This is a genomic window from Kribbella italica (genome assembly GCF_014205135.1).
GTDB classification, from domain to species: domain Bacteria; phylum Actinomycetota; class Actinomycetes; order Propionibacteriales; family Kribbellaceae; genus Kribbella; species Kribbella italica.
In genome coordinates this window covers 5,024,439-5,039,579 of the sequence record NZ_JACHMY010000001.1, presented here as the reverse complement: position 1 = coordinate 5,039,579, position 15,141 = coordinate 5,024,439, and the positions used below count along the sequence as shown (strand labels likewise).

Annotated in this window: 14 protein-coding genes; 7 read left to right on the top strand and 7 right to left on the bottom strand. The window is 70.6% G+C overall.

The window, feature by feature from the left end; all coding sequences use genetic code 11:
- Positions 1–101: 101 nt before the first annotated feature.
- The gene (locus tag HDA39_RS23410; protein ID WP_184798426.1) at positions 102–1,094 is read left to right on the top strand and encodes an aldo/keto reductase; all 993 of its coding nucleotides are present in this window, start codon (positions 102–104) and stop codon (positions 1,092–1,094) included.
- Positions 1,095–1,098: 4 nt separating this feature from the next.
- Here the strand turns inward: HDA39_RS23410 and HDA39_RS23405 are convergent, their stop codons facing one another.
- The 3 genes from HDA39_RS23405 to HDA39_RS23395 form a co-directional block, all read right to left on the bottom strand.
- Positions 1,099–1,443: a hypothetical protein gene (locus HDA39_RS23405; RefSeq protein ID WP_184798424.1), complete on the bottom strand. Its 345-nt coding sequence runs from the start codon at positions 1,441–1,443 to the stop codon at positions 1,099–1,101.
- A gap of 190 nt (positions 1,444–1,633) precedes the next feature.
- Positions 1,634–1,828, bottom strand: coding sequence for a hypothetical protein (locus tag HDA39_RS23400; protein WP_184798422.1), 195 nt, complete (start codon positions 1,826–1,828; stop codon positions 1,634–1,636).
- Between the two features lie 77 nt (positions 1,829–1,905).
- Positions 1,906–2,946, bottom strand: a complete 1,041-nt coding sequence (locus HDA39_RS23395) for a LacI family DNA-binding transcriptional regulator (protein WP_184798420.1) — start codon at positions 2,944–2,946, stop codon at positions 1,906–1,908.
- Between the two features lie 111 nt (positions 2,947–3,057).
- On the opposite strand from HDA39_RS23395, the gene HDA39_RS23390 reads away from it, so the two are divergent.
- Both HDA39_RS23390 and HDA39_RS23385 read left to right on the top strand, forming a co-directional pair.
- A complete protein-coding gene (locus tag HDA39_RS23390; protein WP_184798418.1) occupies positions 3,058–3,771 on the top strand; it encodes a copper homeostasis protein CutC in 714 nt (237 codons plus the stop codon).
- Entirely contained in the window at positions 3,768–4,034 is a 267-nt protein-coding gene (locus HDA39_RS23385) for a DUF4031 domain-containing protein (protein ID WP_184798416.1), read from the top strand. The genes HDA39_RS23390 and HDA39_RS23385 overlap by 4 nt, the downstream gene beginning before the upstream one ends.
- Positions 4,035–4,063: 29 nt before the next feature.
- Here HDA39_RS23385 and tuf read toward each other — a convergent pair whose 3' ends face one another.
- Entirely contained in the window at positions 4,064–5,251 is a 1,188-nt protein-coding gene (tuf, locus tag HDA39_RS23380) for an elongation factor Tu (protein WP_184798414.1), read from the bottom strand.
- A gap of 343 nt (positions 5,252–5,594) precedes the next feature.
- Complete coding sequence (locus HDA39_RS23375) at positions 5,595–7,976, bottom strand: hypothetical protein (protein WP_184798412.1); 2,382 nt, start codon at positions 7,974–7,976, stop codon at positions 5,595–5,597.
- A 136-nt stretch (positions 7,977–8,112) separates the two neighbouring features.
- On the opposite strand from HDA39_RS23375, the gene HDA39_RS23370 reads away from it, so the two are divergent.
- Positions 8,113–8,988 (top strand): Gfo/Idh/MocA family protein, encoded by an 876-nt coding sequence (locus tag HDA39_RS23370; protein ID WP_184798410.1) that lies wholly within the window; start codon positions 8,113–8,115, stop codon positions 8,986–8,988.
- Between the two features lie 64 nt (positions 8,989–9,052).
- Here the strand turns inward: HDA39_RS23370 and HDA39_RS23365 are convergent, their stop codons facing one another.
- Entirely contained in the window at positions 9,053–11,314 is a 2,262-nt protein-coding gene (locus HDA39_RS23365; RefSeq protein ID WP_337925859.1) for an outer membrane protein assembly factor BamB family protein, read from the bottom strand.
- Between the two features lie 133 nt (positions 11,315–11,447).
- Here HDA39_RS23365 and HDA39_RS23360 point away from each other — a divergent pair, with 133 nt between their 5' ends.
- The gene (locus HDA39_RS23360; RefSeq protein ID WP_184798407.1) at positions 11,448–12,578 is read left to right on the top strand and encodes an enolase C-terminal domain-like protein; all 1,131 of its coding nucleotides are present in this window, start codon (positions 11,448–11,450) and stop codon (positions 12,576–12,578) included.
- Between the two features lies 1 nt (position 12,579).
- Here the strand turns inward: HDA39_RS23360 and HDA39_RS23355 are convergent, their stop codons facing one another.
- Positions 12,580–12,903 carry an ArsR/SmtB family transcription factor gene (locus HDA39_RS23355; protein WP_184798405.1) on the bottom strand — a complete coding sequence of 108 codons (324 nt, stop codon included), beginning with the start codon at positions 12,901–12,903 and terminating at the stop codon, positions 12,580–12,582.
- A 77-nt stretch (positions 12,904–12,980) separates the two neighbouring features.
- Between HDA39_RS23355 and HDA39_RS23350 the strand changes: the two genes are divergently transcribed.
- On the top strand, positions 12,981–14,162 hold the full coding sequence (locus HDA39_RS23350; RefSeq protein WP_184798403.1) for an MFS transporter: 1,182 nt from the start codon (positions 12,981–12,983) through the stop codon (positions 14,160–14,162).
- Positions 14,163–14,230: 68 nt separating this feature from the next.
- Positions 14,231–15,121: a MurR/RpiR family transcriptional regulator gene (locus HDA39_RS23345; RefSeq protein ID WP_184798401.1), complete on the top strand. Its 891-nt coding sequence runs from the start codon at positions 14,231–14,233 to the stop codon at positions 15,119–15,121.
- The last annotated feature ends 20 nt before the right edge of the window (positions 15,122–15,141 follow it).

Genomic DNA, 15,141 nt, shown 5'->3' with positions numbered 1-15,141 from the left:
CGGTCGAGTCTAGCAAAAACAAACTGGTTCGTTTGCTTTTCGGGGAGTGCCGTTCTACGGTGGTGAACCAACTGGTTTGTTTCTGAGCGAGGAGCAGTGACATGCAGCAGCGCACACTCGGCCGGCAGGGCCTGACCGTCTCGGCACTGGGTCTCGGCACGATGGGCATGACGATGGCGTACGGCGACGCCGACCCCGAGGGCGGTCTGGCCACGATCCGGCGGGCCCACGAGCTCGGGATCACCTTCTTCGACACCGCCGAGCTGTACGGCGGCGGGACCGGCAGCAACGAGCAGCTGCTCGGGCAGGGGGTGAAGGGCTTCCGGGACGAGGTGGTGCTGGCCACCAAGTTCGGCTTCGACATGACGAAGAACCAGCTCGACGGCCAGGTGCTGAACAGCCGGCCCGAGAACATCCGGCAGGTCGCGGAGAACAGCCTTCGCTACCTGGGCACCGACCACCTGGACGTCTTCTACCAGCACCGGCCCGACCCGGCCGTGCCGATCGAGGAGGTCGCCGGGGTGGTCGGCGAGCTGATCCAGGCCGGCAAGGTCCGGTACTTCGGGCTGAGCGAGGCCGGGCCGGAGACGATCCGGCGGGCGCACGCGGTGCAGCCGGTGTCGGTGCTGCAGACGGAGTACTCGCTGTTCGAGCGCGAGGTCGAGGACACGGTGCTGCCCGTCGTACGGGAGCTGGGGATCGGGTTCGTGCCGTACTCGCCGTTGGGGCGCGGGTTCCTGACCGGGGACGTGCGGCCGGGCAACGAGTACCCGGAGTCGGACATGCGGAGCTTCGACGATCGCTGGCAGGGCAAGAACTACGAGGCGAACGTCGCGGCGGTGCAGGAGCTGAAGGTGTTCGCGGAGAGCAAGGGGGCCACGGTGACACAGCTGGCGCTGGCGTGGCTGCTGGCGCAGGGCGACGACATCGTGCCGATCCCGGGGACGCGCAAGGTGCACCGCGTCGAGGAGAACGCCGGCGCGGCCACGGTGGAGCTGACGGCGGCCGACCTGGACCGGATCCGGGAGATCCTGCCGCACGGCTCGTACGGGAGCCGTTACCTGGCCAAGCACATGCCGGAGTGGGCCCGCTGAGCTGCTAGGTGAGCTGACCCAGGCGGGAGACCGAGATGCCGGCGCGTTCGCAGACCCAGTGCGGATCCGGGCCGAGCTCGGGCTCGATCCGGAGCTCGTGGTCGTTGAGGTCGTCGCAGGCGGTGCAGCGCGGCCAGCGGACGCCGGAGTCGGTGAGCCGGTCCTGCACGTCCTGCGCGACCAGGCCGGCGATGTGCTCGGCGCCGTCCGGCCACTGGTCGAGCCACCACTGCCGCTCGGCGACCGCGTCCTCGAGTGCGGACACCATCGCGGCGTCGTCGAATCCCCGCGCGGCCAGGTCGTGGAGCACCAGCGCGCGGGCGGTCAGCAAGATCCCCGGCTCACTCATCGCCCCTCAGAGTGCCAGACCCCACCGACAAACCGAAGAAGAAGTTGAGGAGTTGGTGGTGCGGGAGGTCTTGTGGCGCCGGGGACGTTGGCTGTGGCTGAGGCCGGCGGCGGCGCAGAGTTGGAAGACAGGGCCCGGTGTCCGCGGCGAGGTGACGGGACCGGCGGACTGGTGTCCGCCGGTCCTGGTTTCAGTTGGCGCAGTGGGGGTCCAGGCGGTTGGCCAGGCGGAGTTCGCGGTCGGCGGCGGAGCGGAGTACGGCGACCAGGCCGGCGCGCAGGTTGAACGTACGGTGCGGCTCGTGCGGCTCCTGGGGAGCGTCGGGGAGGGCGGACTGGGACAGCGACCGCGCGTTCTCCACGGCGGTGTTTCCGGCGATGAACATGATGTGCTCCCTTCGAGAAGAGCGTGGTGGAGTGTCCGGCGGCCGGTCGGCCGTCGGTGGTTCGGTGGTGGTGAGGTTCAGTTGCGCGGAGCGGGCCCGCTGCTGGCGCGAACGACCAGCTCGGTCGGCAGCAGGATCTGCCGCTCCTCGACCGACGGGTCGAGCAGCACGCGCCCGACCGTCCGGCCCTTGTCCTTGATCGGCTGCCGGACCGTCGTCAGTCCAGCGGTCCCGGCCTGCGGGATGTCGTCGAAGCCGGCCACGGTCAGGTCCCGTCCGGGCACCAGCCCGCGGGCCTTCATCGCCTCCATCGCGCCGAGCGCCAGTACGTCGCTCAGCCCGACGATCGCGGTCGGCCGCTCCTGCGAGTCGAGCACCCACTCGGCCCCGATCACTCCGGAGCTGAACGCGTTGTGCCCGCCGGAGACCAGCCGGATCCGCGCGTCCGGCATCTCCTTCTGCAAGCCACGGATCCGCAGCTCGCAGTCGGTGTACCCGACCTCGTCCAGCGTCAGTTCGACCACCTGCGACCCGGCCGGCTCGGAGTTGTCGACCAGTACGACGATGTCGCGGTGCCCGAGTCGCGCCAGGTGCTTGCCGAGCTTCGCCGCGGCCGCGACCTCGTCGATCGCGACCCACGACAGGTCGGGGTGGTCGCCCCGGTCGGTCGACACCATCGCGACGCCCCGCGCCCGCAGGATGTCGAGCGCCGGGTGCCCGCCCGCGACGCAGAAGATCGCCGCCGCGTCGATCGCCGCCTGCTGCACGGCGTTCGTCCCGCCCTGGATGTCCGACGAGCTCAGCGGCATCAGCAGCAGGCTGGTCGCGAACTCCTCGGCCACCTCGGCGAGCCCGGCCAGGAAGCCCACGGCGTACGGGTCCGAGAACGCGTAGGCGAGCTTGTCGGTGAACAGCACCCCGACGGCCCCCGCCTTCCCGCTCCGCAGCGCCCGCGCCGAAGCGTCCGGCCCGGCGTACCCCAGCTCCTGGGCCGTGCTGAGGATCCGCTCCCGCAGTGCGGCCGACAGCTGGTCCGGCTTGTTGTAGGCGTTCGAGACGGTCGACGGCGACACCCCGACAGCCTGCGCGACGGTCTTGAGCGTGACTCCCGGCGACATCTCGCACACCTTTCTGCATCGTTCTACTAGATCGTTCTAGAAAAACGATACAGAAGACCCGTGGGGAGTGCAACAGGAAATTCGCTCCGGCCGTCCTGGATGATGGTGCCCATGGGGTCGTTGCTCGAGGTGATCGCGTTGCATCCGGCGGATGCCGAGGCGGCTCAGGAGGGTGGGGCGGACCGGCTGGAGTTGTGCGCCGCGATGGAGGCGGACGGGCTGAGTCCGTCGGTGTCCACGGTGAGCGCGATCCGGCGGGTGACGGACCTGCCGTTGCGGGTGATGTTGCGGCTGACCGACTCGTTCGCGGTGAACGGGGCGGAGCTGAACAGGCTGACCGCGATGGCGCAGTCCTACCTGGGCGCCGGGGCCGACGGGTTCGTGCTGGGGTTCCTGACGCCGGACAACGAGGTCGACGCCGAGTCCACCGCCGCCCTGGTCAGCACGTTCGCCGGTACGCCGTGGACGTTCCATCGCGCGATCGACAACGTGCTGGAGCAGCGGCCCGCCTGGCGGGCTCTGCGGACGTTGCCGGGGCTCGACACGGTGCTGACCGCGGGCTCTTCGCTCGGCGTACAGCACGGTCTGGACGATCTGACCGCGCTGGCCAAGGCCGATCCGTCGGTGGCCGGCGTGATGATGGCGGGCGGCTCGCTGCAGCCCGAGCACGTGCCGTGGCTCTACCAAGCCGGCGTCCGCAGGTTCCACGTCGGGTCGTCGGTGCGCCAGGACGGTTCGTGGACCAAGGCGTACGTGAACTCGCGCTTCGTCAAGGCGTGGCGCAACCTGCTCGACGCCCAGGACGCCAAGGAGACGACCGCGTGATCCTGATCGACCCACCGGTCTGGCCGGGCTGGGACCGGGTCTGGTCGCACCTGGTGAGCGACGAGTCGTACGACGAACTGCACGCGTTCGCCCGCAAGGTCGGCATCCCGGCGCGGGGGTTCGACCGTGACCACTACGACGTCCCGTCCGACCTGTACGACGACATGGTGGCCGCGGGCGCGACGCCGGTGGAGAGCCGGGTCCTGGTGCGCAGGTTGATCGACTCCGGCCTCAGACACAGAAAAGGTGCCCCGGGCAACTAGCCCGGGGCGCCCTGTTCTGGACGTTCTCTTCAATCGAGCAGTTCGGTCACCGTGCCGGCGGCGACGGTGTGGCCGCCCTCGCGGACGGCGAAGCCGAGACCGACGTTCAGCGCGACCGGCTTGGCCAGCTCGACACCCAGCTCGATCGTGTCACCGGGCATCACCAGGGCGATCTCGCCCAGGTCGATGCCACCGTCCACGTCGGTGGTCCGGATGTAGAACTGCGGCCGGTACTCCGCGCCGAACGGGCTGTGCCGGCCACCCTCGGCGGTCGACAGCGCGTGCAGCGTCGCCCGGAACTTCCGGTGCGGCGTCACACTGCCCGGCAAGGCGACGACCTGACCGCGACGGACCTCGTCGCGCTTCACGCCACGCAGCAGGATCGCCGCGTTGTCACCCGCCTCCGCGGACTCCAGCGACTTGCCGAACGTCTCCATGCCGATCGCCGTACTGACGACCGTCGGACCGAGCCCGACCACCTCGACGGCGTCGCCGAGCTTGAGCGCGCCGCGCTCGACCGCACCGGTGACGACGGTGCCGCGACCGCTGATGGTGAGCACGTTCTCGATCGGCATCAGGAACGGCTCGCCCAGCTCACGGTCCGGCGTCGGCACGTAGCTGTCGACGGCGTCCAGCAGCTCGCCCACGGAGGCGCTCCACCGCGGGTCGCCTTCCAGGGCACGCAGTCCGGAGACACGCACCACCGGCACCTCGTCACCCGGGAAGCCGTACTCCGACAGCAGCTCCCGGACCTCCAGCTCGACCAGGTCGAGCAGCTCGGGGTCGTCGACGGCGTCCGCCTTGTTCAGCGCGACCACCAGGTACGGAACCCCGACGCGTTGCGCGAGCAGCACGTGCTCACGGGTCTGCGGCATGGCGCCGTCCTGCGCCGACACGACCAGGATCGCGGCGTCCACCTGGGCGGCACCGGTGATCATGTTCTTCACGTAGTCGGCGTGGCCCGGCATGTCCACGTGCGCGTAGTGCCGGGTGGCGGTCTCGTACTCGACGTGCGAGATGTTGATGGTGATCCCGCGCTGGACCTCCTCGGGCGCCCGGTCGATCCCGTCGAAGGCGACGAACGAGTTGAGGCTCGGGTCGCGCTCGGCGAGCACCTTGGTGATCGCGGCGGTCAGCGTGGTCTTGCCATGGTCGACGTGCCCCATGGTTCCGATGTTCAGGTGCGGCTTGGTCCGCACGAACTGGCTCTTGGCCATGATGTGTGTTTCCCCTTGCTGGTCAGAAGATTCGACGAGAGCCAGGACCCCCGGCCACGACTTCACCGCACAGCAGGGCTTGCTGCGAGGGAGGGGGCCGGTTGCCGTGCCACCCTCCTCCGCGGGTCCTGCTTCAGCAGGAGGAGGGTCGGCTTCGCGCGCCGGTGAACAGATCTGAATCCGCTGACGCCGAGGTCCACGCGGCAGCGCCCGTCAGGCACGAGGCCGACAGGTACGCAACAGAATCCGCGCGGAACATGGTCATCACGATAGGGATCAACCACGCCGGCGGCAAAGGAATTCCCGGGCCCGGTACGCCGTACGAACCGCGCGACCGAGAGCCTCAGTTCATCGCGAAGAGGCGGACGCCGTCGCTGAAGATCGGGCGGCCGCCGGCCACCGCGACGGCGGGCTTGTCGCAGGTGACCTTGTCGCGCTCGGAGGCCTTGGCCGCGTCCGGGCCGGCGATGATCGGCCGGGGCTGGACGCCGGTGGTGCCGATCATGACCGGGGAGCAGACGCCGTTCTCCTGCGGCATCAGGGTGACCACGCGGCCGTCCGGCAGCAGGCCGAAGCCGTCCCGGGGGAACGACGGGTGCTGCAGCTTCGGCGGGATCCCCAGCAGGTGGTGCCACTGCGGTGTTCCGTCCGCGGGGCTCGCGGCCGACACGTCGTACGTCTGTGGCTCACCGGGCTCGGTGCTGGTCCTGCAGGTCACCAGGACGATCGTGGTGTGGGTCGCGGCGAGCTGCGCGTCGCAGGAGGCCGTGCCGAGCCGCGGCCTCGGCGTACCGGGCACTGGTGTGGTCCACAGCATCCGGCCCTCGCCGACGTCGACCGACCACTGGTGCAGTGTCCCGCCGGCGTCGCTGGTCCAGACCAGGCCGGAGACCTCCCGGGTGTCCGGTACGGCGACCAGGTCGCCGATCCAGGTGGACGGGTCCAGCTCGGCGCTCAGCTCGAACTGGATGCCCAGGTCGACGTCCCACTTGAGCTCGCCGTTGGTCAGGTCGAGACCGCGGACCTCGGCGCCGTTGCCACCACAGGCGTCGACGACGACCGCTTGGTCGGCCAGCAGCACGCCCTGTGTCACCGCGCACTGCAGTCTGGTCCGCCAGTGGGTCGGGTTGCTCACGCCGTGCGCCACGACGTACTTGCCCTCGGCGACGAGTAGCTGGTTCCTGTCGACGGCCAGCGCGGTGCCGTCGGTGTGAACCTCGGTGAGGACGTCACCGGTGTCAGCATCCAGTACGGCGTACGTCGGCAGGTCGATCCCGCTCGGTGCGCGGCTGCTGCCGTACGGCAGGTGTGCGGCGATCGTCCGGCCGTCGCTGGAGACCAGGAGGCCGCGGGAGCCGTTGGAGGCGGCGTCGACGACGTCGGCCCGGGAGTAGCGCCAGCGGATCTGACCAGTGGTCGCGTCGGACATCACCACGCCGTCCGGCCGGAGCTCGGCGACCCCACCGACGGTCCCGGCGATCGCACCGGTGGCCGGGACCTCCCGGCTCCAGGCGAGTTCGCCGTCCAACTGCACCGGCAGCACGCCGGCCGGCATGGTCGCGGTGGTGCTCACGGTGTTCGCCGTCTCGAGCCTGGCCTGGACGAAGGGCTCACCGGCGGACACCACGACCCAGGCGAGCGCTGCGGCGCAGACGACGGTCACGCCCAGGCCCAGCGCTCGCGGCGGAGCTACGGCGTACGGCGGTGCCAGTCGGAGGCGCCGGGCCAGAGCCAGCAGGGCTCCGGCGATCAGCAGGGCGACAGACGCGAGCATCAGGTACGGCCAGCGCTCACTCATCGCGGCACCGGGTGAGGTGGCGGGCCAGCGCCACCAGCAGACGCCGACAGCAACGACGCCGACAGCGCAGAAGACGATCGCTGGGATGGTGATCAGCTTCGGCTTGGCCCGCCGGAACCAGGCGCAGGTCAGTCCGGCCGCGACCGCCGTACCGGCGATCGGTGTCCAGACCGGGAAGCCGGTGGACTCGTCCGGGGCGACCGGCCAGTGGGCGGCGGCGCCGAGGCCACGGCCGAGCAGGACCGAGGCGGCGATCACCACCCCGAGCGCGGCACCCAGGTAGAGCATCGGGATCAGACCGGAGATCGGCCGGGCCGCCTTCGGGGCCCAGCGGGTCAGTTCGCGGTCGAGGTTCGCGTGGGCGGCCTTTTCCCAGTGCTCGCGGCCGTGGGCGGTCGCGTAGAGCGGGGTCTCGGCCAGGTTCTGCAGGAAGGTCATCCGGCCGCGGGCGAAGTCCCGGTCGGCGATGTGCGCGTACTCGGCGCGGATGCCGACCGCGTACTCGTCGTACCGGTCGGCGTCCAGGCTGAGGATGCGCAGGTCGGCGTCGCAGAGCACGGCGCCGTTGGCGTCGTCGGGCTCGCAGTCGTGCCGGGCGGTCAGCCGGATCAGCCGGCCGATCTCGGCGACCTTGTCCGCGTCCACGCCGTACGCCGCCAGCTCGAGCTCGGCCAGCTGCGCCGAGACCTCTTCGTTCTCGCCGGGGTCGGCCTGCGGGTCGTAGATCGCGTCGTGGAACCAGGCGGCCAGCCGGACCGCGTCGGCGTCGTCGGCCACCGCGCCCAGCTCGTCGATGGTGGTCAGCATCTCGGACAGGTGCCGCTGGTCGTGATAGTGGCGATGCAACTCTGCGTAACGAGCCAGCAGGTCCTCGCCCAGCGGCTGCGCGTGCGGCAGCAGGCGATTCCACTGGTCGCGCAGGTCCATGGTTATGGAGTCTGACACTCCGGAGTACCCCGGACCGACCGATCCGGGGTCCACGGTTAGGGTCGTGGCCAAAGCGATATCGGCTCGTCACCAGACCGCTGCCCGAGCCGGGCGGGTCTCGGAAATGGAGAACAGCATGCGGTTCGGCTTGGTCGGCACCGGTCCCTGGGCCCGGAAGACGCATGGACCTGGTCTGCGGGCTACCGAGGGCGTCGAGCTGGTGGGGGTCTGGGGACGTGACGCCGGCCGCGCGAACGCGTTGGCTACAGACCTCGGGACCACTGGGTACGACGACTACGCTGAGTTACTCGAGGTTGTTGACGCTGTTGCTTTCGCCGTCCCACCGCGGGTGCAGGCCACGATGGCACTGGAGGCTGCGGCCGTCGGCAAGCACCTGCTGCTGGACAAGCCGGTCGCGGACTCGCTGGACGACGCTCGCGCGCTGGCCGACGAGGTCGCCAACGAGGGCATCGCGTCGGTGGTCTTCTTCACCGGGCGGTTCCAGCCGGAGCTGCGGTCGTTCTTCGCCGAGGTGCGTGAGCGGGGTGGCTGGAAGGGTGGCTGGGCCCGGATGCTGGCCTCGCTGGACGCGCCCGGCAATCCGTACAGCGAGTCCAAGTGGCGCCGCGAGCAGCGCGGGGCGCTCTGGGACGTCGGGCCGCACGCACTGTCCAACCTGAGCGCCATGCTCGGCCCGGTCGAGTCGTTGCAGGCTGCCGGAGGCGAGGGCGACCTGGTCCACCTGGTGCTGACCCACGAGTCCGGCGCGACCAGTACGGCGAGCCTGTCGCTGTCCGTGCCGCCGGCCGGGATCAACTTCGAGACCGGCATCTGGGGCGAGACCGGTACGGCGCTGCTCCCGCCCACGGAGACCTCGTCGGTGGACGCCTTCGCGATCGCCGCGTCGGAGCTGGTCGCCGCGGCCGAGTCCGGCGAGTCCCACCAGATCGACGCGGCCTTCGGCACCCGGGTGGTCGAGCTGCTCGCCTCCGCGGAGTCCCAGCTGGCCTAGCCGGCTCCTGCGGACCTCAGTCGGCCCAGCGGGTTGGGCGGCGTTCAGCGCAGCTGGGCCGCGTTCAGCGCAGCGCGATGATGCTGCTGTTGCCCGAGGTCAGCAGCAGGTTGCCCACGGCCCGGATGTCGCGGCTGCAGGAGATGCCCTCGGGCAAACGGGTCCGGCGCAGCCCGGTGCGAGCGATGCTGTTGGCGTAGCAGCCGTCGAAGCCGCGGGCCAGGGAGACCACCCGGGCGTCCTCGGTCACGGCCACCCGAGCACGTGGGCTCACGGCGGCTGTGGTCTGCCAGGCCGTCCGGCCGCTGGCGGCGTCGATCGCTGTGACCACGGTCTTGTTGTTCTGCCGGGTGTCCGGGCCGGGACAGTCCACCACGATCAGCAGCTTGCCGGCCGGGCTGAGGAACGTCCGGCAGGACCAGTCGCGCGGCACCGGCCAGCGCCACTTGATCTCGCCGGTCCGCGGCTCGACCGCCACCAGCGCGCCCGGCGCGTTCGCCTCCTCGCCCTGCTCGGCCACGATCACCAGTCCGCCGACCACGACCGACCGGCGGAACAGGTTGCTCGGCGACTTGCTCCACAGCTCCTTGCCGGTCTTCAGATCGAGCCCGACGATGTCGTCCGGCTTGTCGTCGCAACTGTGCCCGAGGAACGCGACCACGGTGTCGGCGGTGGCCGCCGCTTCGACCGACGTACAGCGGCCGGGCTCGTAGGACCAGCGCTCGTTGCCGTCCGGGTCCACCCCGCGGAGCGTGTCCGAGCTCCGGCTCACCTCTTGCCGCGTGAGCAGCGGATCGGCCTGGACGATGGCGCGGTCCCGGGTCCGTCCCGGCCAGGCCGCCTGCCGGTGGCCGGTCTCGGCGTCGAGCAGCAGGTAGCCGATATCGGTGAACTCGGCCAGCACGTACCGCCCGTCGCCGGTCGCCGCGATGTTCGGCTTCTCGTCGGAGTCCGACCGGCTGTACCGCCAGCGCAGCTCACCCGTCGCGGCGTCCAGCATCTCCACCGAACCGGTCTGCCGCGGCACAGCGATCCCGTACGGCGTACTGACCGCCTCCTCGGCTCCTGCTCCGGTCAGTGCCCGGCTGACCCAGGCGACCCGGCCGTCGAGCACCGAGCGCGGTGCGGCACCCGCCGGAGGCGCTGAGCCTTCCACCCGCTCGTTGGACTCGAGCACGTAGTTCCTGGACAGCGGCTGCACGATCAGCAGCAGGACGAGGGCGATCACGCCGGGCACGGCCAGCCAGGCCAGTTGCTGGCCGACGTTCCGGGTCGGGGTGTAGCGGGCGGCTCTGGTCCGCAGCAGAGAGGCGACCATCGCAGCGGTGCCGGCGATGAGCAGCAGGATCAGTGCGGAGATCAGCAGCGGGATGCGGAGCCCCACACCCACAGCAGGGTTGGTCGTCGGGACCTGTGCCCAGGCGACGAGCAGTCCGGTCGTGGCGACGGCGATCACCGTGCCGGAGATGAGCTTGGCCCGCTGGGTGTTGCTGCGTGCGCTCCGGAAGAGCAGCGGGGCAGAGAAGAAGGAGAAGACGGCCAGCCCGATCGGAGGCCAGCCGGACTCGACGTCCACCACCGGGACCTGCCAGGGAGCGCCGGCCGCGGCGATGGCCACCACGACGGCTGCGATCGCGCCGAAGGTCGCGGCAGCCGCCAGCGCTGCCTGCTGCCAGCCGCGCCAGGGCGCAGGGAGTTCGCTGTCGAGGCCGGCCAGCTCGGTCTCCAGGTTGACCCGGGCGACCGCGCCCATGCGCTGCCGCGCCAGCTGGGTCCGGTAGAGGTGACCGTCGAGCAGGGCGCGCACTTCGTCGTACCGGCGGGCCATGGCGATGGTCCGCTCGCCCGCGTCCCGGCGTACTTCGGCGGCGTGGGCGGTGTAGCGACTCGGGTCGGTGGCCAGGACGGAGTTCACGGCGTCCAGCAGGACGTCGCCGTTCGCGTCACGGCGTGGGGGTGCGTACGAGTCGGTCGGGGGAGTGGCGAGCTCACCGGTCAGCCGGACCAGCCGGGCGATCTCGGCGATGCGGATCGGAGCTACGCCGTACTGCGGCAGCAGCTCCTCGGCCAGCCGGGCAGAGGCTTCGGCGTCCTCGGCGGGGTCGCCACCCGGCTCGTGCACCGCCCGGTGGAACCACGCGGCCAGCCGGACGGAGGTGGGGTCGGTGCTCAGCTGCAGCAGGGAGTCCAGCGAGGACAGCACGGTGTCGAGGTAGTGATCACGGTAGGCGCGGCGATTGCGTCCGACGTACCTGGCGATCAGATCGTCGGCCAACGTCTCGGAGCCGGGGATCGGCTCGTTCCATCGCTCGCGCAGGGCCACCACCGCCACAGTCTGCCAGCCGTCTGTCACAGCCGCGCACAGGTCCAGCGGCAGCTGCCCAGAGGTCGGGCCACAAGTCAGTGCACCGGCGGGCCCGCGGGGTGATGGGGCCGCCGGGCTGTGATGGAGTGGATGGGTGAAGATTGCTGAGCTCGAGCTGGTGGCGTTGCCCGGTGCTGACGACTGGCCGGTGCTGGTCGCGGTGGTGCGGACCGACGACGGGCTGACCGGGATCGGTGAGGTCGGGATGCGTGGCCGGGAGCGGGCCGCGGTGGGGGTCGTGGAGGACCTTCGGCCGTTGCTGGTGGGCGTCGACGCGACGCGGATCGAGCACATCTGGCAAGTGGGGTTCCGCTCGGTGTTCTTCCCGTCGGACCGGCATCACGGGTCGGTGCTGGCCGGGATCGACCAGGCGTTGTGGGACCTGCGGGGGCAGGCGCTCGGCGTACCGGTGTTCTCGTTGCTGGGTGGGCGGTCGCGGGACTACGTGCCGGCGTACGCGCATGTGCGGGGTGGCGGTATGGACGACGTGCTGAACCACGCTGCCGAGTTGGCCGAGGCGGGGTGGAAGCACCTGCGGTTCACGGCGTGGGACCCGCGGGAGCCCGAGTACGACGCTCGGCGGGCGGTCCGGTGGACTGTGGAGCTGATGCAGGAGCTGCGGGCTGGGCTGGGCGACGAGATCGAGCTGCTGATCGACGCGCACACCCGGCTCGACCTGGCTGAGGCGGTGCAATTGTGCCGGGAGCTGGAGCCGGTGCGGCCGTTCTTCGTCGAGGACCCGCTGCGGAGCGAGCACTTGGCGGCGTACAAGTCACTACGTGGGCGGGTCGGGGTGCCGCTGGCGGCGGGCGAGCAGTTCGTCACCAAGTGGGAGTTCCGGCAGTTGGTGGAGGACGAGCTGATCGACCACGCCCGGATCGACCTCGGGCACACCGGGATCACCGAGGGCCGCAAGATCGCCGCGCTCTGCGAGACGCACCACGTCCAGCTGGCGCTGCACAACTCGATCGGCCCGGTCTGTACGGCGGCCTCGACGCAGCTCACCACGGCGCTCCCGAACGTGAGCGTCCAGGAGCAGGCTCATCGGTTCGCGTCGCAGGTCGGTGCGTTCACCAGCAGCGTCGTACTGGAGCCTGGGCGGCTGATTGCCTCGGACACCGATCCTGGCATCGGCATCAAGGCCGACCTGTCTCAGGCCACGGCGCCGCAGACTGCCACCATCCCACGGCTGCACCGGCCGGACGGCTCAGTCACCAACTGGTGAGCTACTGCTCGGCGGCGAGTACGCCGTCGAGCAGGCCGGGGTACAGGGCGTCCAGGTCCTCGCGGCGCAGGCTGCTGATCCTGCGGGTGCCTTCGGTGCGAGTGGTGAGGACACCGGACTCGCGCAGCGTGCGCAGGTGGTGAGCGCGGGTCGACGCGGTCACGGGCAGGTCGAGCTCTCCGCAGGCGATGCCTTCGGGGACGTCCGCCAGCGCGCGCACGATGATCAGCCGGACCGGCTCGCCGAGGGCCTGCAGCACGGCGTCCACGCGGATCTCGCCGCGATCGGGCTGCGGCAGCTGTTTCGAGGTGCTCACGGTGTCCATAGTACGACCCCCGTCGAACTTCGATGAAGATCGTAGTACGATCAACATCGAATCATTCGACTTGGAGGGGTTTGCTGATGTCCGCACGCATCTACCTGCTGGCCGGCGGGGCCTTCGCCGTCGGGACCAGCGCGTACGTCGTGTCCGGAGTACTGCCGTCGGTCAGTTCCGAGCTGCACGTCTCGCTGACCGCCGCGGGCCAGTTGGCGACGGCCTTCGCGCTCTCGTACGCCGTCGGTGCGCCGCTGCTGTCCACGCTGACCGGCCGGTGGGAGCGCCGGACGCTGCTGATCGCCGCGCTGCTGCTGGCGGCACTGGGGAACCTGATCGCGGCCGTGGCGACGACGTACCCGCTGCTGATCGTCGGACGGGTGGTGGCGGCCTTCGGTGCCGCGGCGTACACGCCGGCGGCGACGCTGTTCGCCACAGGGTTCCTGCCGCCCAGTGAACGGGGTAGGGCGGTTGCTGTGGTGTTCGGTGGGTTGACGTTCGCGCTGGTGCTCGGCGTACCGGCGGGCAGTCTGCTCGGTGGGCCGCTGGGGTACCGCGGGGTGTTCGCGCTGATCGCCGCGGTTGCTGTGCTGTTTGCTGTGGCGGTGCGGCTGGCGTTGCCGCGGGTTGATGCGCCGCCTGCGGTGACTCTGCGGGAGCGGTTCGCCGGAGTGGCGGACCGGCGGGTGCAGACCGTGCTGGTGATGACAGTGCTCGGGGTGCTCGGGACGATGAGCGTCTACATCTACGTGGTGCCGCTGCTCGACAAGACCGCTCACCTGCACGGCGGAGTGGTCGGCGTACTGCTGCTGGTCTACGGGCTGGGCGCCGTACTGGGGAACTGGCTCGGTGGGCGGGCGACGGACCGGTTCGGCAGCCTGCGCACGCTGACGGTGACGATGACGGGCTTCGTGGTGGTGATCGGGTCGCTGTCGCTGACCGCGGTCAACGTCGGCGGGGCCGCGGTGGCGTTGTTCGTGTGGAGCGTGTTCACCTGGGCGTTCAACCCGCCGATCCAGAACCTGCTGCTGGAGATGGCGTCCGGTGGTGGGCTGCTGCTCGCGCTGAACGCGTCGGCGATCTACCTGGGCGCCGGGCTGTCCGCGATCATCGGCGGGGTGGTGATCAACCTGTTCGGCGTGGAGCTGCTGCCGCCGATCGCCGCCGTACTGGGGTTGATCGTGCTCGGGCTGGTGCTGCAGCTGCGGCGGAATCCGCAGCTGCAGGACGTGGAGCACCTGGAGCCCGCGGGGGTTCTGGCGGACTGATCCCTTGACACCCGCTCGGTTGTGACGCAACCATTCATCGAATCCGCCCATCGATGAATGGTTGTTTCATGTCGGATCCTTCCGCGGTTGGTGCCGGTCCGGACATCGCCGACCGGGTGCGGGCGACGCTGCCCCGGCTGACCGGTGCACTGCGGCTGGTGGCGGACCTCGTACTGGCCGAGCCGGGTGTCGCTGCTGAGCTGTCGACCGCTGCGCTGGCCGAGCGCGCGGGAGTGTCGCAGGCGAGCGTGACGCGGTTCGCGCAGGCGGTGGGGTTGTCCAGCCATCAGCAGCTGCGGATCGCGCTGGCTGCTCAGCTCGGGCGTGCGGAGGTGCCCGGGTGGAGCACGGACCTCGGGCCGCTGATCAACGACGACGACACGGTCGGACGGGTCGCGACGGTGGTCGCCAACGCGGACATCCGGGCGATCACGCAGACCGTCGACCAGCTCGACCTGGAGGCGCTCGACCGCTCGGCGCAGGTGCTCGCTGGTGCGCGGCGGATCGACGTGTACGGCGTGGGCGGCAGCTCCACGATCGCTGCCGAGCTGGAGATGCGGCTGTTCCGCATCGGCGTACAGGTGCGTGCCTGGCCGGAGGTGCACGGTGCTGCCACGTCAGCCGCGCTGCTGACTGCTGCAGACGCAGTGGTCGCCATCTCCCACTCCGGCTCCACCACCGAAGTCATGGAGCCGGTGGAGCTGGCCCGAGACCGCGGCGCCAAGGTCATCGCCATCACCAGCGACCCCCGCTCACCCCTGGCCGTGGTCGCCGACGAGGTCCTGGCCACCGCGGTCCTGGAAACCTCCTTCCGCAGCGGAGGCCTGGCCGCCCGCCACTCCCAACTGGTCGTCACCGACTGCCTCTACATCCGCGTAGCCCAACTCACCTCCGCCCAAGCCGCCCGCTCGATCGAACTCACCCAAACCATCAGCCCCCGCCACACCCGCCGCCGCTGAAGGCGCCGGTCCCTCCCGCA

Excerpts from the sequence above, each read along its gene's own strand:
- HDA39_RS23350 (WP_184798403.1), top strand. The coding sequence starts at position 12,981 with ATGTCCGCACGCATCTACCTGCTGGCCGGCGGGGCCTTCGCCGTCGGG.
- HDA39_RS23410 (WP_184798426.1), top strand. The coding sequence starts at position 102 with ATGCAGCAGCGCACACTCGGCCGGCAGGGCCTGACCGTCTCGGCACTG.
- HDA39_RS23395 (WP_184798420.1), bottom strand. The coding sequence starts at position 2,946 with ATGTCGCCGGGAGTCACGCTCAAGACCGTCGCGCAGGCTGTCGGGGTG.
- HDA39_RS23405 (WP_184798424.1), bottom strand. The coding sequence starts at position 1,443 with ATGAGTGAGCCGGGGATCTTGCTGACCGCCCGCGCGCTGGTGCTCCAC.
- HDA39_RS23390 (WP_184798418.1), top strand. The coding sequence starts at position 3,058 with ATGGGGTCGTTGCTCGAGGTGATCGCGTTGCATCCGGCGGATGCCGAG.
- HDA39_RS23375 (WP_184798412.1), bottom strand. The coding sequence starts at position 7,976 with ATGGACCTGCGCGACCAGTGGAATCGCCTGCTGCCGCACGCGCAGCCG.
- HDA39_RS23355 (WP_184798405.1), bottom strand. The coding sequence starts at position 12,903 with ATGGACACCGTGAGCACCTCGAAACAGCTGCCGCAGCCCGATCGCGGC.
- HDA39_RS23370 (WP_184798410.1), top strand. The coding sequence starts at position 8,113 with ATGCGGTTCGGCTTGGTCGGCACCGGTCCCTGGGCCCGGAAGACGCAT.
- HDA39_RS23400 (WP_184798422.1), bottom strand. The coding sequence starts at position 1,828 with ATGTTCATCGCCGGAAACACCGCCGTGGAGAACGCGCGGTCGCTGTCC.
- HDA39_RS23345 (WP_184798401.1), top strand. The coding sequence starts at position 14,231 with ATGTCGGATCCTTCCGCGGTTGGTGCCGGTCCGGACATCGCCGACCGG.
- tuf (WP_184798414.1), bottom strand. The coding sequence starts at position 5,251 with ATGGCCAAGAGCCAGTTCGTGCGGACCAAGCCGCACCTGAACATCGGA.